21 protein-coding genes and 1 tRNA gene are annotated in these 19,481 nt (G+C 65.5%); 17 read left to right on the forward strand and 5 right to left on the reverse strand.

Annotated features, from left to right (window positions below; all coding sequences use genetic code 11):
• The first annotated feature begins 135 nt into the window (after nt 1-135).
• From ACOYJQ_RS08050 to ACOYJQ_RS08060, 3 genes are all read left to right on the forward strand, one after another.
• Nucleotides 136-609 (forward strand): MarR family winged helix-turn-helix transcriptional regulator, encoded by a 474-nt coding sequence (locus tag ACOYJQ_RS08050; RefSeq protein ID WP_433457535.1) that lies wholly within the window; start codon nt 136-138, stop codon nt 607-609.
• A gap of 288 nt (nt 610-897) precedes the next feature.
• Nucleotides 898-2,061 (forward strand): DUF2865 domain-containing protein, encoded by a 1,164-nt coding sequence (locus tag ACOYJQ_RS08055; RefSeq protein WP_433457536.1) that lies wholly within the window; start codon nt 898-900, stop codon nt 2,059-2,061.
• Between the two features lie 258 nt (nt 2,062-2,319).
• Nucleotides 2,320-2,628: a hypothetical protein gene (locus tag ACOYJQ_RS08060; RefSeq protein WP_433457537.1), complete on the forward strand. Its 309-nt coding sequence runs from the start codon at nt 2,320-2,322 to the stop codon at nt 2,626-2,628.
• Between the two features lie 387 nt (nt 2,629-3,015).
• Here the strand turns inward: ACOYJQ_RS08060 and ACOYJQ_RS08065 are convergent, their stop codons facing one another.
• Nucleotides 3,016-3,228, reverse strand: coding sequence for a hypothetical protein (locus ACOYJQ_RS08065; protein WP_433457538.1), 213 nt, complete (start codon nt 3,226-3,228; stop codon nt 3,016-3,018).
• A gap of 434 nt (nt 3,229-3,662) precedes the next feature.
• Here ACOYJQ_RS08065 and ACOYJQ_RS08070 point away from each other — a divergent pair, with 434 nt between their 5' ends.
• From ACOYJQ_RS08070 to ACOYJQ_RS08130, 13 genes are all read left to right on the forward strand, one after another.
• On the forward strand, nt 3,663-3,944 hold the full coding sequence (locus ACOYJQ_RS08070; RefSeq protein ID WP_433457539.1) for a helix-turn-helix domain-containing protein: 282 nt from the start codon (nt 3,663-3,665) through the stop codon (nt 3,942-3,944).
• 251 nt (nt 3,945-4,195) lie between these two features.
• Nucleotides 4,196-5,968, forward strand: a complete 1,773-nt coding sequence (locus ACOYJQ_RS08075) for a SulP family inorganic anion transporter (RefSeq protein ID WP_433457540.1) — start codon at nt 4,196-4,198, stop codon at nt 5,966-5,968.
• A 224-nt stretch (nt 5,969-6,192) separates the two neighbouring features.
• On the forward strand, nt 6,193-6,738 hold the full coding sequence (locus ACOYJQ_RS08080) for an invasion associated locus B family protein (protein ID WP_433457541.1): 546 nt from the start codon (nt 6,193-6,195) through the stop codon (nt 6,736-6,738).
• 117 nt (nt 6,739-6,855) lie between these two features.
• The gene (gene rlmN / locus ACOYJQ_RS08085) at nt 6,856-8,121 is read left to right on the forward strand and encodes a 23S rRNA (adenine(2503)-C(2))-methyltransferase RlmN (protein WP_433457844.1); all 1,266 of its coding nucleotides are present in this window, start codon (nt 6,856-6,858) and stop codon (nt 8,119-8,121) included.
• A 123-nt stretch (nt 8,122-8,244) separates the two neighbouring features.
• On the forward strand, nt 8,245-8,835 hold the full coding sequence (locus ACOYJQ_RS08090; RefSeq protein ID WP_433457542.1) for a LemA family protein: 591 nt from the start codon (nt 8,245-8,247) through the stop codon (nt 8,833-8,835).
• Nucleotides 8,836-8,883: 48 nt separating this feature from the next.
• On the forward strand, nt 8,884-9,660 hold the full coding sequence (locus tag ACOYJQ_RS08095) for a competence/damage-inducible protein A (RefSeq protein ID WP_433457543.1): 777 nt from the start codon (nt 8,884-8,886) through the stop codon (nt 9,658-9,660).
• A gap of 95 nt (nt 9,661-9,755) precedes the next feature.
• The gene (gpt, locus tag ACOYJQ_RS08100) at nt 9,756-10,253 is read left to right on the forward strand and encodes a xanthine phosphoribosyltransferase (RefSeq protein WP_433457544.1); all 498 of its coding nucleotides are present in this window, start codon (nt 9,756-9,758) and stop codon (nt 10,251-10,253) included.
• Nucleotides 10,254-10,493: 240 nt separating this feature from the next.
• Nucleotides 10,494-10,569, forward strand: a tRNA-Lys gene (locus ACOYJQ_RS08105).
• Nucleotides 10,570-10,872: 303 nt separating this feature from the next.
• Nucleotides 10,873-11,220: a DMT family protein gene (locus tag ACOYJQ_RS08110; RefSeq protein ID WP_433457546.1), complete on the forward strand. Its 348-nt coding sequence runs from the start codon at nt 10,873-10,875 to the stop codon at nt 11,218-11,220.
• A gap of 133 nt (nt 11,221-11,353) precedes the next feature.
• Nucleotides 11,354-12,010 (forward strand): DUF1345 domain-containing protein, encoded by a 657-nt coding sequence (locus ACOYJQ_RS08115; RefSeq protein WP_433457547.1) that lies wholly within the window; start codon nt 11,354-11,356, stop codon nt 12,008-12,010.
• Nucleotides 12,011-12,137: 127 nt separating this feature from the next.
• Nucleotides 12,138-12,686 (forward strand): Spy/CpxP family protein refolding chaperone, encoded by a 549-nt coding sequence (locus ACOYJQ_RS08120; protein WP_433457549.1) that lies wholly within the window; start codon nt 12,138-12,140, stop codon nt 12,684-12,686.
• Nucleotides 12,687-12,827: 141 nt separating this feature from the next.
• Nucleotides 12,828-13,526, forward strand: a complete 699-nt coding sequence (locus ACOYJQ_RS08125) for a response regulator (RefSeq protein WP_433457550.1) — start codon at nt 12,828-12,830, stop codon at nt 13,524-13,526.
• A gap of 5 nt (nt 13,527-13,531) precedes the next feature.
• On the forward strand, nt 13,532-14,806 hold the full coding sequence (locus ACOYJQ_RS08130) for a sensor histidine kinase (RefSeq protein WP_433457551.1): 1,275 nt from the start codon (nt 13,532-13,534) through the stop codon (nt 14,804-14,806).
• Nucleotides 14,807-14,872: 66 nt separating this feature from the next.
• Here ACOYJQ_RS08130 and ACOYJQ_RS08135 read toward each other — a convergent pair whose 3' ends face one another.
• Genes ACOYJQ_RS08135 through ACOYJQ_RS08150 form a run of 4 tightly spaced genes read right to left on the reverse strand, consistent with a single transcriptional unit; the run spans nt 14,873 to nt 18,452 of the window.
• Nucleotides 14,873-15,880, reverse strand: a complete 1,008-nt coding sequence (locus ACOYJQ_RS08135; RefSeq protein WP_433457552.1) for an ABC transporter substrate-binding protein — start codon at nt 15,878-15,880, stop codon at nt 14,873-14,875.
• Nucleotides 15,881-15,907: 27 nt separating this feature from the next.
• Nucleotides 15,908-16,771 (reverse strand): ABC transporter permease, encoded by an 864-nt coding sequence (locus ACOYJQ_RS08140; protein ID WP_433457553.1) that lies wholly within the window; start codon nt 16,769-16,771, stop codon nt 15,908-15,910.
• 2 nt (nt 16,772-16,773) lie between these two features.
• Nucleotides 16,774-17,658 carry an ABC transporter permease gene (locus tag ACOYJQ_RS08145; protein ID WP_433457554.1) on the reverse strand — a complete coding sequence of 295 codons (885 nt, stop codon included), beginning with the start codon at nt 17,656-17,658 and terminating at the stop codon, nt 16,774-16,776.
• Nucleotides 17,655-18,452 (reverse strand): ABC transporter ATP-binding protein, encoded by a 798-nt coding sequence (locus tag ACOYJQ_RS08150; protein ID WP_433457555.1) that lies wholly within the window; start codon nt 18,450-18,452, stop codon nt 17,655-17,657. Before ACOYJQ_RS08150 ends, ACOYJQ_RS08145 begins: the two co-directional genes overlap by 4 nt.
• Nucleotides 18,453-18,656: 204 nt before the next feature.
• Here ACOYJQ_RS08150 and ACOYJQ_RS08155 point away from each other — a divergent pair, with 204 nt between their 5' ends.
• On the forward strand, nt 18,657-19,346 hold the full coding sequence (locus ACOYJQ_RS08155) for a TetR family transcriptional regulator C-terminal domain-containing protein (RefSeq protein ID WP_433457556.1): 690 nt from the start codon (nt 18,657-18,659) through the stop codon (nt 19,344-19,346).
• The last annotated feature ends 135 nt before the right edge of the window (nt 19,347-19,481 follow it).

Genomic DNA, 19,481 nt, shown 5'->3' on the forward strand with positions numbered 1-19,481 from the left:
GCGGGAAACGGTTGCGGAAATATCGCATGCAAAGATTGCCGTGACGCGGGGATCGCGGTATGCCAGTGGCGGCTGTCCCGTCTGAAACGATCGGACGGGATCTGTTTCCCTTTTTCACCTGCGAGACCCGGCAGCATGACGGATACACCCGCAGAGCCGCTGGCACTCAGCCGCTTTCTGCCTTACCGCCTGAACGTCCTTGCGCATGTCGTGGCCGGCGGACTCGACCGCATCTATACTGAACGTTTCGGATTCGGCATCCCGGAATGGCGTCTGATCGCGACGCTCGGCGAGTTCGGCCCCATGACCGCGCGCGATATCGGCGCGCATAGCCAGATGCACAAGACGAAGGTGTCGCGCGCGGTCGCCACGCTGGAGGAGCGGACGCTGCTCGTGCGCCGGCCCAATGAGCGCGACCGGCGCGAGGCTTTCCTTTCGCTGACGGAAAAGGGCCTGAGCACCTATGCGATGATCGTGCCCACGGCGCTGGAATATTCCCAGAAACTCACCGCCGGGCTTCCCGAGGCCGACCTCGCCGCCTTCGAGCGAATCATCGCCCATCTCATGGAGCGGGCGGGCATCGACAGCACCGATTCCCCCAACGACTGATCTTCCCGGCCGGGAGCGGGACAAATGGCCGCCTTTCGCCGTCATCCCCATGGAAAAGGCGGCTGAGCGGCGAAAGCTCTGGAAAAGCTGGCTGTGGCTTTATATCGATGTTACCAGAAGATACCGGTCGGTGGCGGTTGCCCGGCGTTCTTCGCATGCCGCCTCCCGCGCGGCCGGCATCGGCAAAGGCAGGCGGCGGACGGAGTGCGCCGGATCCGGCGCGGCGCCGGACGGGTCAAGCAGATGGTCAGGCGACGAATGAGAAAATCCATACGGGCACTCCTTGCCTTGGCCAGTTTCGGCATCATGACGGGCGCGGGCGTCACCGGCGCGGCGGCCCAGGCGATCGATTGCGGGGCCTATAGGGCCGAACTCGCAAGCCTCTCCCGCTCCGCCGATCCCCGTGCGCAGGAATATGCCCTCGCCGCTCAAAGGCAGCGGGCGGAACTTCAACGCACGCGCGCCTATTTCGACCAGATCGGCTGCACCCGCACGGATGTCTACCGCACGCCGGGCGAGTGCACGTCGTTGCGCTCCCATATGCGGCAGATGCAGGCCAATCTCGACGATATGCTCGCCATGGCCGACTCGCTCGGCGGCGGCCGGCGCAGCGATGCCCGGCGGCGGGAATTGCAGGCGGCGCTCGACCGCTATTGCGTCAACGAACCCGCGCGTCCGCGCGGCTTTCTGGAACGGCTGTTCGGCGGACCGCAGGATGTGTTCGAGGGCGCTCCGCCGCCCGAACCCGTGCCCGAGCGCGACATCGGCCCCGTCACCGACAGGCCGACGACCGAGCGCGGGCTCGGCGGCGCACAGCCCGTCTGCGTGCGCCTTGCGGACGGGTATTTCTTCCCGCTCGGCACGCGCTATCGCGGGCGGGAGCAAGCACAGCAGATCTGCCAGGCGCAATGCCCCGCCACACGCACGGAACTCTTCTTCATGGCGGAAGGTGGAAAAATCGAGCGTGCGCAGAGCGTTACCGGAACGCCTTACAGCACGCTGCCCACCGCTCTCGTCTATCAGAAGCGGCTGGTGCCGGAAGCGGCCTGCCTGCCGGCGGGGCAAAGCTGGGCTGAGGCGCTTCAGGGCGCTGAAATGCTGATCGGACGGCACGAGGACGATATCATCGTCACGGCCGAGAAGGCGGAAGAACTGTCGCGTCCCGGCGCCTCCGGCCGTCGGGCCGTCCGTCAGGCTTCCGCGTCGCGGTCTCCCGCGCCGGTGGAAGAAGGCGATGAATTTGCCGACGGGAGCGGCGTACCCACGGCCGGGGGCGAATCCGCCGGCATCGGCCCTGCCCTTTCGGCGCGCGGATTGATGCTCTCCCGCCGGGATGGACAGACGATCGTCTCAGCCGCGCCGGATGGCTCGATGCGCAACGTCCGCATCGTCGCGCCCTATCTGGTGCCCGCCCAGGAAGATTCCGGCAGAAGCGCGTCGCGCAGCCGCTGAATTCCCGGCGCTCGCCCACGAAACCGGCACATGATCCGGCATGGCGGAAAGTTTGCAGTCGCATCGAAAAAGTTTGCGGCTTCGCTCTCATTTCGGTACGTGATTAATGTATATGAACTTTTATTCATGTATACATCACCATGGCATTTATCGCATTGACAACTACTTGTTGCCATAAGATTGCGACAATTGCCGTCCACTCTGTTACCATGTCCGTTGCGCGGCATAGTGCGAAAACGCTCTGACAGGAGTGGCATCATGGTTTCAAGACGATCTTTTCTGGGTACATTGTTCGCGGCTTGCGTGGCGGCCCCGTTGGCCGGCGTGGCGGCAACAAGCGAGGCGCATGCGCAACGCGGCCCCGAGCCGTGGCGTGATCCGCGCCGTCCGCCGCCGCCGCCGCATCACCCCCGGCGGCCCCCGCCCCCGCCGCCGCGCCATGAGCGCAGGCCGCCGCCCCGGCGTGGTTACAGGTGGTCTCCGGGAGTGTGGGAGTGGAACCCGCGCCGGCGCAGCTATGTCTGGCGGTCCGGCCGCTGGGTCAGTCATCATCCCGGCCGGCGCTGATAGCCACGCACCTTGCGGGGCTATGACGTCAAGCCGAAAAGTGTGCGCATCGTTCGCTTCGCAACTTTTCGGGCTGGGAAAATTTGATACATAAACATAACAAACGGAGCGGCGGCATGACCCCAATTGAATGTCCGTCGCTTCAGAATATCTCGTGTTTAGAGCATTTCAGCATTCCGTTGAAACGCCGAAATGATCTATCTTATTAATTCGACGCATTTTTCTTCACGCAAGGCGGACACCGTTTTGCGTGAAGAAAAATGCGTTAGCTGGAAAACCTGGATCATAGCAAGTTCCTGCCACCCGGAGAGCCAGGCTCGCCGGATGGCATGTCGTACCGCATGGAAATCGTTTCAGTCGGCAGGACGTTTCGGAAGAGCGGTATTTTCAGGCGTCGTCGCGTTCGACTTCCGGCCCAGTTTCTTGCCCGGCCCCAGGCTGCGTCACCGAAGGCGCATCGCTGGCGGGAAACGTTTCCGCCAACTCCTCGTCCAGCCGGCGCTGCACTTCCGCCTTATCCCTCTCCTTTTCCGTCTCGCCGTGCGGGACGGAAGCGTCCTTTCGGCCATTCCCGGAAGCGCCGGAACCCGTTGCGGTCATGTCAACCTCCATGTGCCAAACTTGCAAAATTTCCATTACATTCTACGGCATTTTGACTGCACATTGAAGTACGGAAATGCTCCATCTTCGTACTCTAGAGCAGTTTGCGTTCAAATCGATCCATCGAATTGAATGCAAGTTGCGGTAAAATATAGAATTTAGAGCGGCGTGACGATTCCACTTGAATGCACGCCGCTCTAACACAATTGCGAGCGTAATAAGACATCCGCTTCTGACGGAATTGCTTTGGCGCGGATGCCATCATCCCTCGCCGTGGGCCCACTGCCGCGCCCCGCCATATAGCCTTAACGCCTCCGGCGGGATGTGGTTCCGGGAGATCGCGGGCTTATGCGCCAGATCGCGATAATGATGGTTTTGACATCATATATGACAGATGGTATAGGATCGTTCATGTTCAGGATCGGATATATCGCGTGATTACCGCTGCCCAGATGCGCGCAGCGCGGGCGTTGCTGGGGATCGACCAGCGACAGCTCGCGGAGCTTTCCGGCGTTTCCTTGCCCACCATCCAGCGGATGGAAGCGAGCGAGGGAAACGTGCGCGGCGTGGTGGACACGTTGACCAAGGTTATCGAGGCTTTCGATCGGGCGGGCGTGACGCTGCTGGGCGAGAATGCGTCGAGCCCCGGCGGCGGTCGCGGCGTGCGGCTGAAGGAGCGTGCATCGCCCTCGCCCACCGCTTCCGGCCCGTCCTGAAGCCTGTTTCACGGCCGCGAAGAGTTTCCGCCGGCCGGTTTCGTGTTTGACGCCGCGTAACGGCGACCGCCGCCTCCCGCCCCGCAAGCCTGCTTCGGGGGTGTTTTCCGGGCCCGACGATCCCGCCGCGCGTGCGGCAATCCGGCGTGCGGTTGCGGCGCGTGAAGGAAACGTCGACCGCGAGCGTGCCCGGCCCTGCGTCCAGCCTGCGCGGCGCCCCTTGCGGGACGACGCGCGTTGAGGTGATCACGATGTCCCGTTCGCCCGCCAGCGGCGCCGGCAAGGCGCCCACTTTTGTGGAACTCTTTACCCCCAAGCTCGTCACGGTGCTGCGCGAGGGTTACACCTTCGCCCATTTCAAGGCCGACGCGATCGCGGGCCTGACGGTGGCGATCGTCGCGCTGCCGCTGTCGATGGCCATCGCCATCGCCTCCGGCGTGGGGCCGGATCGGGGGCTTTATACGGCGATCATCGGCGGGCTTCTGGTGTCGCTGCTCGGCGGCAGCCGGTTCCAGATCGGCGGACCGGCGGGCGCGTTCATCGTGCTGGTGGCGGCCACCGTCACCACGCAGGGCGTCGAGGGGCTGATCCTGGCGACATTGCTGTCCGGCGTGCTGCTGCTGCTGATCGGCTTCCTGCAATTGGGCACGTTCATCAAATACATTCCCTATCCTGTCACCGTCGGCTTTTCGGCCGGCATCGCGGTCATCATCTTCTCCAGCCAGATCAAGGACCTGTTCGGACTCACGCTCAGCGGGCCGGAGCCGGGGCCGATCTTCGATAAGCTCGCCGCGCTCGGGGAAGCGCTGCCCACCTTCAACGCCGCCGCGTTCGCGCTGGCGGCCGCCACCATCGTGATGATCATCGGGCTGCGCGAATACCGCCCGCGTCTTCCCGGCCTGCTGATCGCGGTAGCGCTCGCGGCCCTGGCGACCTTCGCCCTCGACCTGCCGGTCGAGACCATCGGCACCAAGTTCGGCGGCATTCCCCAGTCTCTGCCTGCGCCGCGGCTGCCCGACCTGTCGCTTGACAGGATCGTCGCCGCGCTGCCGGCCGCGATCAGCTTCGCGCTGCTCGGCAGCATCGAGAGCCTGCTTTCCGCCGTGGTGGCCGACAGCATGACCGGGCGCCGCCACCGCTCCAACTGCGAGCTGGTGGCGCAGGGGGCCGCCAACATCGGTTCCGCGCTTTTCGGCGGTTTCTGCGTCACGGGCACCATCGCCCGCACGGCCACCAACGTGCGTTCCGGGGCGCAGGGGCCGGTGGCGGGTATCCTGCATGCGCTGTTCCTGCTGCTCTTCATCCTGATCGCCGCGCCGCTCGCCTCGTACATTCCGCTCGCGGCGCTCGCCGGCGTGCTGGCGACGGTGGCCTGGAACATGGTGGAAAAGCACGCCGTCGCCACGCTGCTGCGCGCCTCGCGCGGCGATGCGGTGGTGTTGGGAGCCACCTTCCTGCTCACGGTGTTCCGCGATCTCATCGAGGGCATCGTCGTCGGCTTCACCCTGAGCGCCCTGCTGTTCCTGCATCGCATGGCGCAATCGGTGGAGGTGGAGAACGCCGCCTTCGCCCCGCACATCCCGTCCGACACGGCCGACGACGACGAGCGCGATTCCCTGCTGCCCTACGACGCCTCGGAGGCGAGCGATCCCGATGTCGTCGTCTCGCGCATTTCGGGTGCGTTCTTCTTCGGCGCGGCGGCGAGCGTCGCCACGACGCTCGACCGGATCGCCCGGCAGCCGAAGGCTTATGTGATCGACTTCTCGGCGGTGCCGTTTCTCGATTCCACAGCGGCGGCGACCATCGAGGGGTTCGTGCGCAAGGCCCACGCGCGCGGCGCCATCATCTCGATCACGGGCGCACGGCCCGGCGTGCGCCGCACGCTGCTGCTGCACGGGGTGCGCCATCCGCTGGTGCATTTCAAGGCGAATGTCCGCGACGCCGTGAGCGACGCCCATGCAGCCATTCGGGCCGCGCAGGAAAAGGCCGCGGCAGCGGCCGATCCCGAACATGTGAACGGATAACCGGCGACATCCGCGCGCGACCCGCCGCCGCGCGCGCCGATATGCCATGCTTTCGCCCGGCCGGTGACGGAAATTTTACCATCCCGTGCCATGACATGAATGTCATGGCTGGATGTCATGGTTTCCTGAAAGCCGCGCGGCCGATAGCCCCTGCCGCGGGCGAGACGATAGACGCAATATGACGTCCGGCGACATCCGCCGGCTGGAAAGGGTATGATGCGACCATGATTCGACTGACTTCGGCACGCCCCCTCAAGGGCCTTCTCGCGGCTTCGATTCTCGCGTTCGCACTGGCGGGCGCAGCGGCACGGGCGCAGCAGCCGCCGGGCGCCGGGTCGAGGTTGGCCGGCACCTTCTCCGACTGGAGCGTCTACACTTCCGGGCAGGGCGGCGCCAAGGTCTGCTACGCCGTCACCCAGCCCAAGACGCGGCTGCCGGCCGGGCTCAACCGCGATCCGGCCTATCTTTTCGTCTCGACCCGCCCGGCCGAGAAGGTGCGCAACGAGATCAGCATCGTGTTCGGCTTCCCGACCCGCCCCGGCCAGGATGCCCAGGCGGTTGTCGACGGCGCGACGTATCTGCTCGTCACCAAGGGCGAGAACGGATGGGTCAAGGACCCCGCGCAGGAAAGCGCGGTTCTCGCCGCCTTCCGCGCCGGCTCCAGACTGAGCCTCAGGTCCACCTCGGCGCGCGGTTCCAGTCTGACGGACGAGTATTCGCTTGCCGGCGTCTCCGCCGCCCTGCAACAACTCGCGCGCGAGTGCCCCTGACGGCTTGCGGGCCGTCGTCGTACCGCAACGCTTGCTGCCTCTGGTTATTCGGGTCGGGGCGTGCTATAGAGCCGCTTTCCTGAACAATTCGGGGTGACGGGTGGAGTCGGTATGACCATGACGGCGGTTGCGCTGGACATCGCGAACGATATTTCCGCGGCGGGGCGACCCGCCGGGGGCGTGGTGCTTGCGCGGGAGGCCGGCCGGCCCTCGCTGACGGGCCTGACACGCGCGGGATTGCGCGATGCGCTCGCCGCCATCGGCGTGCCGGAGCGCGAACTGAAAATGCGCGTCACCCAGCTCTGGCACTGGATCTATGCGCGCGGCGTGCATGATTTCGACGCGATGACGAACATCGCCAAGGCCCTGCGCACGCAACTCGCCGCCCATTACACGCTGGCGCGTCCCGAAGTCGTGACGGAACAGGTTTCCTCCGACGGCACGCGCAAGTGGCTCATGCGCATGCCCTCTACCGGCCCGCACGATCGCGGCGCGGAAATCGAGTGCGTCTACATACCGGAGGTCGATCGCGGCACGCTGTGCGTGTCGAGCCAGGTCGGCTGCACGCTGAACTGCACCTTCTGCCACACCGGCACGCAGCGCCTCGTGCGCAACCTCACCGCGGCGGAAATCGTCGCGCAGGTCATCGTCGCGCGCGACCGTCTGGGCGACTGGCCGGAGGCCGCCCCGCCGCAGATGGGTTTCGTGCCCACCGACGGCGGGCGCTATGTGTCCAACATCGTGCTGATGGGCATGGGCGAGCCGCTCTACAACTTCGACAACGTCAGGGACGCGATGGATGTCGTGAGCGACGGCGAGGGCCTGTCCATCGGGCGCCGCCGCATCACGCTGTCGACATCGGGCGTCGTGCCGATGATCGCGCGCGCCGGCGAGGAAATCGGCGCGATGCTGGCGATTTCTCTCCACGCCGTTCGCGACGATCTGCGCGATACGCTGGTGCCGCTCAACCGCAAATATCCGATCGCGCAGCTTCTGGACGCATGCCGCGCCTATCCCGGCCTCTCCAACGCCCGGCGCATCACGTTCGAATACGTGATGCTGAAGGACGTGAACGATACGCCGGCCGATGCGCGCGAGCTGGTGCGGCTGTTGAAGGGCATCCCGGCGAAGATCAACCTCATCCCCTTCAATCCGTGGCCCGGCACCGCCTATGAGTGTTCGGACTGGGAGAGCATCGAGCGCTTCTCGGATATCGTGTTTCGCGCCGGCTACGCCAGCCCGGTGCGGACACCGCGCGGGCGCGACATTCTCGCGGCCTGCGGCCAGTTGAAGAGCGAGACGGAGAAGCTGCGCGCCAGAGCCAGGCTGATGCTGGAGGCCGGCGCCGACAACCGAAACCTTGAGGAAAACCACGTCGCCTGACGGCTGCGCCCTTGTCTGTGACAGAGATTCGGCATTTATTGGCCCCGGCCGCGCGCTGAGGCATCGTCTTGCGACGTTACGGAAGATAGACTGTTGGCAAGCCAGACACAGAGGATATCGGATATGGCGGCATCCTCCCGCAGCCGTGTGATCGTTGTCATCGGCGTCATCCTTGTTCTTGTGCTGGCGTTTTTCGGCGCTCGCTTCATGAACGTGCCGCAGGCCCAAAGCCGCGCCGTCAACGCCTGGAGCGAGGTGGCGCTGCAATTCCAGTTGCGGGCCTATCTCACGCAGGACGTGATAGACGCGGTCAAGGTCGTCAACCCGGCTCAGCTCGATCTGATCGGCGCGCTCGAGAACAAGCGGCAGCAGGTCATCAATCTTCCCGCCGATCCGCACGCCCCGTTCTCGGTCGATCGTTTCCGCGCGTTCATGGCGACGCAGGACGCGCTTTCCGTCGAACTCGGCAAGGTGCTCGACCTGATGCAGCTTTATCCCGAACGCCGGGCGCAGCCGCCCGTGAGCACGGTGCTGGCGCGCCTTGTGCAGAGCGAGAGCCGCATCGTGGTGGCCCGCAGCGATTATTCCCGCGCGGCCGAGGCTTACAACCGGCTGGTGACGAAGGCCCCTACCCGCTGGTTCGCCGACATGGTAGAGCCTGCGGCGCGGCCGATGATCACGAGCTTCGACCTGTCGACGCTTCCGGGAGCGTGACGGCCCGGCCGCCCGTGCGGCGGGACGCGAAACCGGAGGTGCAAGGCGATGACGGAGAGCGCGGAAGATGCGAAGCTGCTTCCGGCGGTGACGGCGGCGGTACTCGTTATCGGTGACGAGATTCTCTCGGGCCGCACGAAGGACCGCAATATCGGCTATATCGCGGAATATCTGACGGCGATCGGCATCGACGTGCGCGAGGCGCGCGTGGTTCCCGATGTCGAGGAAGAGATCGTCGACGCGGTGAACGCGTTGCGCGCCCGCTACACCTATGTATTCACGACCGGCGGCATCGGGCCTACCCACGACGATATCACGGCCGACGCCATCGCCCGCGCGTTCGATGTCTCCATCGGAGAAGATCCGCGCGCGATCGCCATGCTGCTGGAGTATATCCGCCCCGAGGATCTGAACGATGCGCGCCGCCGGATGGCGCGCATCCCCGAAGGCGCGCGGCTGATCGTCAACCCGATTTCCAAGGCGCCGGGCTTCCGGATCGGCAACGTGATCGTGATGGCGGGCATCCCGGCCATCATGCAGGTGATGCTCGACAACGTGGCGCCTCAGCTCACCACGGGGATCCCCATCATCTCCCGCACCGTGCGCGCCTCGTGCCGGGAAGGCGATATCGCGGCGGATCTCGGCCTTGCGGCGCAGCGCCATCCCGCGGTGTCGATCGGCAGCTATCCGTTCATGGAAGACGGACAGTACGGCACCCATCTCGTGCTTCGCTCGCGCGATACGCAGGCGCTTGAGGAGGCATACAACGAGGTTGCCGCGCTGGTCGCCAGGGTGGTGCCGACGCCAACGGCACGCCTTGCCTGAGGGCGCAAATCGGCGCTATCGCCTCTGTCGCGCTATGGACAATCGCGCGATTGCACGGTAACGGCGTTCTTCCTGATTTATCGAAGGCTTTTTTCATGACTGCGGCTTCCCAGAAAGCGTTTCCGGTCTCTTGGGACCAGTTCCACCGCGATGCGCGCGCGCTGGCGTGGCGTCTGCACGATGCGGGGCCGTTCGAGGCGCTGGTGTGCGTCACACGCGGCGGGCTGGTGCCTGCCGCCATCATCGCGCGCGAACTGGAAATCCGGCTGATCGAGACCGTATGCATCGCGAGCTATCACGATTACGCGAACCAGGGCGAGTTGAAGCTCATCAAGGAAATCTCGCCCGCTCTCAGCAAGAACGGAGGGCGCAACGTCCTCGTCATCGACGATCTCGTCGACACCGGCAAGACGCTCTCGCTGGTGCATACGTTGTTGCCGGAAGCGCATTACGCGGCGATCTACGCCAAGCCGCAGGGCCGGCCGCTGGTCAGCACCTTCATCACCGAGGTTTCGCAAGACACGTGGATCTATTTTCCGTGGGACATGGGCCTGACCTTTCAACCCCCGATTCGCAACGGCGCATCCGGCTGACGCCGCGCCGCGGGCATGCGGCGCATGCCGGGCGACGCGGAAGAGATGTGTAAAAACCGATCATCCGGGTGGAATGACCGCTTTGCATATTGACCGGGCGGTCTCGACTCCGTATCTGATACCTCATCTGGTGACAGGTACGTCATAATCGAAGAATCGGCATGTGCATTCTTCGATGTCGATATCTTGTGCCCGCAGACAGATGCGCCGGCCTCGACGGCCGAGGCATTGTTGGTGAGTGAGCGCGTAGCTCAGCCGGTAGAGCAACTGACTTTTAATCAGTAGGTCCTGGGTTCGAGCCCCAGCGCGCTCACCAAATGCATCATATCGAGAAAACTATATATCGGCCGACCGGGACAGACACTCTGTTTCGGTAAACACGTTGAATTCATCTTGCCGTTGCGGCGTTTTTCGCTCGCGGCGTTTTTCAGCTTGTATCCGGCATGTCAGGCGAGAGCGAACGGCGACTTGCAGCCCGTCATCATGCTTTTGTCCCTTCGGCCGTTCCCGGACGGATGACAAGGCGATCCGTTGTCGTGGCCGGCCCCTCGCGAGCGCCGCTCTTCCTTCCGGCGGAAATCTGATGCTATGCCATGCGGCGCAACTGCCGAGGCTGAACATGACGCTCAACTGGAACACGCTCCTTCCCCCCTTGATGCTGGTCGCCTCGAATGTCTTCATGACATTCGCATGGTATGGCCATCTGAAATACAAGTCTTCTCCCTTGGCCGTCGCTGTTCTGGCAAGCTGGGGAATTGCTTTTATGGAGTATTGTCTCGCCGTTCCGGCCAACCGGATAGGCAGCCAAGTTTATTCCACGGCGCAGCTCAAGACGATGCAGGAAGTGATCACGCTGCTGGTCTTTACGGGCTTTTCCATTCTGTGGCTGAAGGAAGCAATCACCATCAATCACATCATCGGATTTGTGCTGATAGCCGCCGGAGCGGCTTTCATATTTCGCGCTTGAGGCAGGAGGGCAACGCCCGCCATGCCCGCAGGGGTGACGGCTTGCATTGTGCCGAAACTTCGGCAATCGATGGAGGCATGATCGACCGGGGCGGATCTCGCGGGCCCGGCGCGAAGGGTGCTGGAGTACAGCCATGACACGCAACGGAACGCGTCGCCGCATCGGTAACATCATCGCCCCTGCGCGTTTCATTGCATTCGCGGCAATCACGGTCGCCGCCGGAGCCGCGGCGATCCCCGTGCTCGGCTGGGGCATCGGGTTCATGACGGCGTTCGACGTCGCCGCCGCCATTTTCCTGCTGTCGTGCATGCCCTTGCTGGACAATGAGCCGAGCGAGATGCGCACGACGGCAACGGTCAATGACGCCAATCGCAGCGTTCTGCTCGCCCTGAGCGGCCTCGTCATGGTCGTCATCCTCGCCGCGATTGCCAGCATCCTGTCGCAGGACAGCGAGCGAGCCGCACTCCATCTCACCCTGATCGTCGTGACCCTGGTGCTGTCATGGGCGTTCAGCAACACGGTCTACGCGCTCCATTACGCGCATATCTTCTACAGCCCGAACGACGCCGGCCACGACCGGCGCGGCCTTGCCTTCCCCGGCACGGCCGAGCCCAACTATATCGACTTCACCTATTTTTCGTTCTGTCTCGGGATGGCCTTTCAAACATCGGATGTCGAGGTGACGAACTCGCACATGCGCCTCGTGGTCACGCTCCATTGCACCGCGGCGTTCATCTTTAACCTGGGCGTGCTGGCGTTCACCATCAACGTGCTCGGCGGCATGAGATAGCGGTCCCTGCCGGCGCGACACCCGTCGCGCTTAACATTTCTTTACATCGGCCGGCAAAGGGGGAAACACGCCTCGCCTAACCTTCTCTCGTCGCGGCAATCGGGCCGCATGAGGAAGGAGCTTCGAGATGGAACGGGACAAGCAGCAGGACAAGCAGAATGACACCGCCGGCGCGGGGGCCCGCGTCGCACCGCGGCGGCGCGGCTGGATCGTTGCCGGCGGCCTTGCCGTGCTCGTGCTCGGCGGCGTCGGCGCGGCTACTCTGGCGAGCGCGGCGGGCGGCCCTGACGGTTGCTTCGCGCGCGCGGGCGGTCATCGCGGCGGCCCGTTCGCCGGACGCGGCATCGACCGGGCGCTTGAGGCGGTCGACGCTACGGCGGAGCAGGAAAAGCGGATATGGGCGATCGTCGACGCGACCCGCACCGAACTGCGGCCGCTGGCGCGCGAGTTCCGGGATGCCCGCGGAACGGTTGCCGAATTACTCGGCGCCGGGACGGTCGACCGCCAGGCTGTCGAGACGCTGCGCGCCGAGCGCGTCGCGGCGATCGACACAGCGTCCAAAAAACTGACCGAGGCCGTTCTGGACGCGGCGGAAGTGCTGACGCCGGAACAGCGGGCCACGCTGGCCAAACGCTTTCAGGAACGCGGATTCGGGGATCGCAAACCGCTGCGCTGACGCCGGAGCGTTTTCAGGCAAACGGATACCGGTTCGCGTGAAGAAAATGCGTCACATCGAAAAGTGCGGCGTTTCCGCATTTCATTGAAATGCGGAAACGCCGTAGATTGAAGGGACGAGGCTGGGCGGCGGGCATGAAGCATGACGGATGAGGTCCTGATCATCGATGACGACACGCGGCTGTCAGCCATGCTTTTCGACTACCTGTCCGGCAACGGCTTTGCCGTGCGCGAGGCCGCGACCGCCCGCGCGGGGCTTGCCGAGCTGGCCCGCCGGGCACCCGGCGCGGTGATACTCGACATCATGCTGCCGGATCTCGACGGGTTCGAAACCTGCCGGCGCATCCGCGCCGTTTCCGATGTGCCGGTGCTGATGCTGACGGCGCGGGGCGAGGATACCGACCGCATCGTCGGACTGGAGATCGGGGCCGACGACTATCTTCCCAAGCCGTTCAACCCGCGCGAACTGCTCGCGCGTCTCCGGGCGATCCTGCGCCGGCGGAGCGGAACGACCGGCCGGAACGGCGTGATGCGCTTCGGGCGGCTGGAGATCGATCCCGGCTCGCGGGTCGCTCGCGTCGACGGGCGGGATTGCGCCATGACCGGGCATCAGTTCGATCTGCTAGTGGCGCTCGCGCAGCACGCCGGGCGGATATTGTCGCGCGAGCAATTGATGGATCTGGTCAGGGGCGCGGAAGCGGACGCTTTCGACCGCTCGATCGACGTTCATATATCGCGCATCCGCGCCGCGATCGAGGACGATCCCAAACACCCGCGCCGCATCGTGACGGTGCGCGGCGCGGGCTACGTCCTCGCCCGCCGTCAGGATGAGGATGCTTGAAAGGCATGCGCGGCAGTCTTTTTCTCAAGATATATCTTACCCTTCTGGCCAGCCTCGTCGTGGTGGCGCTGGCGGGGGCCGCCTTCCTGCGGCTGAGCCACGACGACGAGGATCTCGGCTTCTCCCGGAAACGCGACGCCCTGCTGGCCGCCATGCTGCCGGCCGACGCCGATCCGGCGGAAACGCGGATCGTGCTGGAGAGGCTGGCGAGGGCCTTCGATGCCGATATCGCCGTCTTCGCGCCCGACGGGCGGCTTGACGCGATGGTGGGAGAGCCCGTCGCCATCGCCGCGCCGGAACGTGCGGCGCGCTTCGCCCGCAGCGAGGAGAGACGCCATATCGCCATACGCCTGCCCGATGGCCGCGTGGTCGCCGCGCGCACGAGCTCTCCGTTCTGGCCCCGTCGCGGCAATCCGCTCGCCCTGCTGGCGCTGGTCGCGGGTGTCACGGGTCTGGCGGCCTGGCCGGCCGTGCGCGGCCTCACCCGCCGGCTGGAACGCCTGCGCCGGGGCGTCGAGGTGTGGGGCGAGGGCGATCTGGCGCGGCGCGTCCCGGTGCACGGCGGCGATGAGGTCGCGGCCCTCGCGAAGAGCTTCAACCTTGCCGCGGAAAGGATCGAAGGGCTTGTCGAAGCGCACCGCACGCTGCTCGCCAACGCCAGCCACGAACTGCGCTCGCCGCTCGCGCGCCTGCGCATGGCCGTCGATCTCTACGAAACCGGTCCGACAGAGGCGCGCAAGCGCGAGATCCTCCGCAACCTCACCGAACTGGACGAACTCGTCGATGAAATTCTGGTAACGAGCCGTCTCGATCACGGCGAGACGCCCCGCCCGCGGGAGAGCGTCGACCTGCTGGCGCTGGCGGCGGAGGAAGGCGCACGTCACGACGTGGCGGTCGCAGGCGAGCCCGCAACGATCACAGGCGATCGCCGCCTGCTGGCGCGCCTCGTGCGCAATCTCATCCAGAACGCCGTCCGCCACGGCGGCAGGCCCATCACCGTCGCGGTGCGGCGTGGCGACGGAGCCGTCGAACTCGTGGTGCGCGACCGTGGCCCCGGCATACCGGAGGCGGAAAGGGAGAGAATATTCGAACCCTTCTATCGGCCCGCCGGCCACGGCGAGGCGGCGGGCGGTTGGGGGCTGGGCCTCGCTCTCGTGCGCAAGATCGCCGGATTCCACCGCGCGAGCATGCGCCTTGAAACGCCGGACGGCGGCGGCACGCGCTTCATCGTCGCCTTCCCGGCGCGGAACCTCGCGCAATCCGATCGCCACGATCCGTAACACCGCCCTTCACGGACAGCGCCTTCCCGCCGCGCACGGGGCCGGCGGGGGCCGTAGTCCGCAGCTCTATTTCAGGGCTTCGTTCGTGATGTCGAGCGTGTAAGCGCCTTCCGGCTTGCGTGTGATGACGGGATCGGAGCCGCCGCCCAGCAGGATCGCGACCGTGCGTTCGTAATCGGCCACGTCGAGCGCGCCGGTCGATCCGGCGGTGAGCTTCGCCACCTCGCGGGCCATGCGTTGCTGCTGCGCCTCCGTCTGAGCGCCGGATGCGTCGTTCTCCAGCACGATCTCCGCCGCCTCGTCGGGGTTTTCCTCGGCCCATTTCCAGCCCTTCATCGAGGCGCGGACGAAGCGCACGAGCTTGTCGCGGAAAGCGGCGTCCTTCAGCCTGTCTTCGAGCACGTAAAGCCCGTCCTCCAGCACGGCGACGCCTTCGTCTCCGTATTTGAAGGTCACGAGATCGCCCTCCCCGATCCCGGCGTCGATCACCTGCCAGTATTCGTTGTAGGTCATGGTGGAGATGCAGGCCGCCTGCTTCTGCAACAGCGGATCGACGTTGAAGCCCTGTTTGAGCACGGTAATGCCTTCCGGGCTGCCGTCGGTCCTGATGCCGAGATGGTTCATCCAGGCGAGGAAGGGATATTCGTTGCCGAAGAACCAGACGCCCAGCGTCTTGCCGCGGAAATCCTGCGGGCTCGCGATGCCGCTTTCCTTCAGGCAGGTGAGCATCATGCCCGACGCCTTGAACGGCTGCGCGATGTTGACGAGCGGCACGCCCTTCTCGCGCGTGGCGAGCGCGGAGGGCAGCCAGTCGACGATGACGTCCGCACCGCCGCCCACGAGCACCTGCGGCGGCGCGATGTCCGGTCCACCGGGCCTGATGTCGACGTCAAGCCCCTCTTCCGCGTAGAATCCCTTGTCCTTCGCCACATAATAGCCGCCGAACTGCGCCTGCGTCACCCATTTCAGTTGCAGCGCGAGCTTGTCGGCCGCGAGTGCCGGCAGGGCCAATATCTGGGCCGCCAGCAGCGAGAAGGCGCCGAGGCGGGCGATCCGCGCGAATCTGCTTTTCATTGTCCGTTCCCCTGTTTGCGTGAAAACTCAGGCGCGCCCGTTTCGCATCGACGGGTGCCAGAAGGTGACGGCGCGCTCCGCGAGCGCGGCCAGACCGTAGAAGAGCGAGCCGACAACCGCCGCGACGGCGATCTCGGCCCACACCATGTCGATGTTGCTTCTCCCGACCTCGGTGGAGATGCGAAAACCCATGCCGACCGTCGGCGTGCCGAAGAACTCGGCCACGATGGCCCCGATCATCGCCAGCGTGGAATTGATCTTGAGCGCGTTGAAGATGAACGGCGCGGCGGCCGGCAGGCGCAGCAGGACGAGCGTCTGCCGCCAGTTCGCCGCGTAGGTGCGCATCAGATCACGCTCCATGCGGCCTGTCGCGGCGAGCCCCTGCACGGCGTTCACCAGCATCGGAAAGAAGGTGACGACGACGACCACGGCCGCTTTCGACTGCCAGTCGAAACCGAACCACATCACCATGATCGGCGCCACGCCCACCATCGGCAGCGCCGATACGAAATGGCCGACCGGCAGCAGGCCCTTCTGGAGGAAAGGCGAGCGGTCGATCAGGATGGCCGCCGCGAAACCCGCCCCGCAGCCGATGATGTAGCCCGGCAGGACGGACTTCAGAAACGTCTGCCGGAAATCCGCCCACAGGACCGGCACGGACGAGGCCAGCCTCTCGGCGATGACGGCGGGCGACGGCAGCAGGATCGGCGAGATGCCGAGGCCGCGCACCGCGCATTCCCAGCCGACGAGCACCGCGACGCCGAAGATCAGCGGCACGGCGACACGCCCCGCGGCCGCACCCGCCGGCGTCGCGAAGGCATGGCGCACCAGCACGCCGTTCGCCGTCCATGCGGCGATCCAGAAGGCGAGCGCGAAGGCGAGATAACCCATGGTCAGCGACCCTCCATGCGCCTGAAAACCGCCGCGTGAGCGAGGCCGACCAGCGCCACGAGCGCCGCGCCCAGGATCGCCGTCATCACCAGCGCCGCCCAGATCTGCACCGTCTGGCCATAGTAGGAGCCCGACAGCAGCCGTGCACCGAGGCCGGCCACCGCGCCGGTCGGCAGTTCGCTGACGATGGCCCCGACGAGCGCCGCCGCGACCGCAACCTTGAGCGAGGCGAAAACGTAAGGCAGGGCGGAAGGCCAGCGCAGCTTCCGGAACACTTCCGCCCGGCCGGCGTCGTAGGTGCGCATGAGGTCGAGCAAAAGTCCGTCCGCGCTGCGCAGCCCCTTCGCCGTTCCCACCGCCACGGGAAAGAAGCTGAGATAGGCCGAAATCATCGCCTTGGGCAGCAGGCCGGAAATGCCGACGGCATTCAGCACCACGATGACCATCGGCGCGATGGCGATGATGGGAACCGTCTGGCTCGCGATCACCCACGGCATCAGCGAGCGGTCGAGCACGCGGCTGTGAACCATGGCGGCGGCGAGCGCGACGCCGAGCAGGCTGCCGATGACGAAGCCCGCCACCGTCACCGACAGCGTGACGGCGGCATGGTAGACGAGGCTGCGCTTCGATGTCACGGCCTTGTCGATCGTCGTTTCCCACAGTTCCGCGACGATCTGGTGCGGGGCCGGCAGCACCGGCCGCGCTTGCGCGAAGGTGCGCGGCACGATCTCCGCAAGGCCGGGCGAGACACCCGCCCGCGCCGCCTGATCGCGCTCGAACGGCATGTTCAGTACCACCACGAAGACGTGCCAGACCACCAGAAGCGCGGCGACGACCGCCAGCACCGGCAGCACGCGCTCGCGCACGAACGATACGGCGGGCGTCATGCATCGGCCCCCTGCGCATGGCCCGCGACGAGCCCCGCCCGCACCCGCCGCGCGATCTCCAGAAACGCCGGCGTCTCGCGGATGTCGAGGGAGCGCTCGCGCGGCAGCGGCGAATCGATGACATCGACCACCCGCCCCGGTCTCGGGCTCATGACGACGATGCGGGTCGACAGATACACCGCCTCGGGAATGGAATGGGTGACGAAGCAGATCGTCTTGCCGGTGCGCGCCCACAATTGCAGGAGTTGCTCGTTCAGCCGGTCGCGGACGATCTCGTCGAGCGCCCCGAAGGGCTCGTCCATCAGCAGCAGGTCGGCGTCGAAGGCGAGCGCGCGGGCGATCGAGGCCCGCTGCTGCATGCCGCCCGACAATTGCCACGGATACTTGCGGCCGAACCCTTCGAGATCGACCAGCGCCAGCGCGCGCTCGACGCGCTTCCGCCGCTCGCTCTCCGCATAGCCCATGATTTCGAGCGGCATGGCGATATTTCGCTCGATGCTGCGCCAGGGCAACAGCGCCGCCGCCTGAAAGACATAGCCGTAGGAGCGGTCCTTGCGGGCGTTCTCCGGCGTCGTGCCGTTGACCGTGATCGTGCCGGATGTATGCCGCTCGAGATCCGCGATGATGCGCAGGAACGTCGTTTTGCCGCAACCGGACGGCCCGATGAAGGAAACGAAATCGCCCTTCCTCACGTCGAGATCGACATCGGAGAGCGCATGCACGGCGCCGTCGCCGGTCTGGTACACAAGTCCGAGTTTGCGGGCGCGGATAACGGAGAATGTCGAGGCGCTCATGGGCGGCCCTCGCCGGTCGCGCGGGCGCATCCCGTCTTGCTCGCCGCCATGCTGACGCTTATTCGATTCATGTTCTCGCTCGCTGCTGGTTTGCGGCCCCGGCGATCGCCTGGCCGGACGTGCCGCGGGAACCTCATGCAAGGCCCGTGCCGTTCCGCGGAACGGCTTTCGGCAAACCGATCCGCGGATCGATCGAGGAGAAAAATGTCAGAGGCCCCAAGGAAAGCCACATCAGGGCAGTTTGCATCAGGGCAGTCCGCGCCGAGACGCACCCGCATCAAGGACGAGAAGGAAAGCCGTATTCTGGAGGCGGCGCTCGATATCTTTTCGAGCCACGGATACCGGGGCGCGACGCTCGACCGGATCGCCGACGCCGCCCATCTCTCGAAGCCCAATCTGCTCTATTACTTCCGCAACAAGGAGGCGATCCACCGCGCCCTGATCGCGCATGTCCTCTCAGGCTGGCTGGAGCCCCTGCGGGCCTTGCATGCAGACGGCGACCCCGAGACGGAAATACGGTCGTACATACGCCGCAAGCTCCTGATGTCACGCGATTTTCCTCGGGAAAGCCGCCTGTTCGCCAACGAAATCCTGCAAGGCGCGCCCCATATCGAGCAGGAGCTGAAAGGCCCCCTGAGAGAGCTTGTCGACGAAAAGGCCGCCGTCATCCGCGGCTGGGCGGAAGCGGGAAAAATCGCGCGCTGCGACCCCTATCACCTGATTTTCGCCCTCTGGGCCACGACCCAGCATTATGCCGATTTCGACGTGCAGGTGCGCGCGGTGCTGGGCGAGCCGGCCGCGACCGACAGACGCTTCGAGGACGCAGCCGACTTTCTGGAGCAGCTTTTCACGCGCGGCATCCTGCGCACGGATACCGCCGCCGGCAAAAACTGACCGGATGATCAAATTTTTATCATCTGGTCAAAAAACCGGCCCGCTTTCGGCTGCGGATGGCGCATCCGCCCTGGCGGCGGGATCGCCGCGGGGGCTGGCCGGACCGGCCTGAAACAAGCATTTCGGTGCGGGCCC

The sequence above is a fragment of the Pseudochelatococcus sp. genome (assembly GCF_050946405.1).
Classification (GTDB): domain Bacteria; phylum Pseudomonadota; class Alphaproteobacteria; order Rhizobiales; family Beijerinckiaceae; genus Pseudochelatococcus.

What these genes read in the sequence shown, in the direction of transcription:
- ACOYJQ_RS08050 (WP_433457535.1), top strand. Translation starts at nt 136, where the DNA reads ATGACGGATACACCCGCAGAGCCGCTGGCACTCAGCCGCTTTCTGCCT.
- ACOYJQ_RS08060 (WP_433457537.1), top strand. Translation starts at nt 2,320, where the DNA reads ATGGTTTCAAGACGATCTTTTCTGGGTACATTGTTCGCGGCTTGCGTG.
- ACOYJQ_RS08065 (WP_433457538.1), bottom strand. Translation starts at nt 3,228, where the DNA reads ATGACCGCAACGGGTTCCGGCGCTTCCGGGAATGGCCGAAAGGACGCT.
- ACOYJQ_RS08075 (WP_433457540.1), top strand. Translation starts at nt 4,196, where the DNA reads ATGTCCCGTTCGCCCGCCAGCGGCGCCGGCAAGGCGCCCACTTTTGTG.
- ACOYJQ_RS08080 (WP_433457541.1), top strand. Translation starts at nt 6,193, where the DNA reads ATGATTCGACTGACTTCGGCACGCCCCCTCAAGGGCCTTCTCGCGGCT.
- rlmN (WP_433457844.1), top strand. Translation starts at nt 6,856, where the DNA reads ATGACGGCGGTTGCGCTGGACATCGCGAACGATATTTCCGCGGCGGGG.
- ACOYJQ_RS08090 (WP_433457542.1), top strand. Translation starts at nt 8,245, where the DNA reads ATGGCGGCATCCTCCCGCAGCCGTGTGATCGTTGTCATCGGCGTCATC.
- ACOYJQ_RS08095 (WP_433457543.1), top strand. Translation starts at nt 8,884, where the DNA reads ATGACGGAGAGCGCGGAAGATGCGAAGCTGCTTCCGGCGGTGACGGCG.
- gpt (WP_433457544.1), top strand. Translation starts at nt 9,756, where the DNA reads ATGACTGCGGCTTCCCAGAAAGCGTTTCCGGTCTCTTGGGACCAGTTC.
- ACOYJQ_RS08110 (WP_433457546.1), top strand. Translation starts at nt 10,873, where the DNA reads ATGACGCTCAACTGGAACACGCTCCTTCCCCCCTTGATGCTGGTCGCC.
- ACOYJQ_RS08115 (WP_433457547.1), top strand. Translation starts at nt 11,354, where the DNA reads ATGACACGCAACGGAACGCGTCGCCGCATCGGTAACATCATCGCCCCT.
- ACOYJQ_RS08120 (WP_433457549.1), top strand. Translation starts at nt 12,138, where the DNA reads ATGGAACGGGACAAGCAGCAGGACAAGCAGAATGACACCGCCGGCGCG.
- ACOYJQ_RS08125 (WP_433457550.1), top strand. Translation starts at nt 12,828, where the DNA reads ATGACGGATGAGGTCCTGATCATCGATGACGACACGCGGCTGTCAGCC.
- ACOYJQ_RS08130 (WP_433457551.1), top strand. Translation starts at nt 13,532, where the DNA reads ATGCGCGGCAGTCTTTTTCTCAAGATATATCTTACCCTTCTGGCCAGC.
- ACOYJQ_RS08135 (WP_433457552.1), bottom strand. Translation starts at nt 15,880, where the DNA reads ATGAAAAGCAGATTCGCGCGGATCGCCCGCCTCGGCGCCTTCTCGCTG.
- ACOYJQ_RS08140 (WP_433457553.1), bottom strand. Translation starts at nt 16,771, where the DNA reads ATGGGTTATCTCGCCTTCGCGCTCGCCTTCTGGATCGCCGCATGGACG.
- ACOYJQ_RS08145 (WP_433457554.1), bottom strand. Translation starts at nt 17,658, where the DNA reads ATGACGCCCGCCGTATCGTTCGTGCGCGAGCGCGTGCTGCCGGTGCTG.
- ACOYJQ_RS08150 (WP_433457555.1), bottom strand. Translation starts at nt 18,452, where the DNA reads ATGAGCGCCTCGACATTCTCCGTTATCCGCGCCCGCAAACTCGGACTT.
- ACOYJQ_RS08155 (WP_433457556.1), top strand. Translation starts at nt 18,657, where the DNA reads ATGTCAGAGGCCCCAAGGAAAGCCACATCAGGGCAGTTTGCATCAGGG.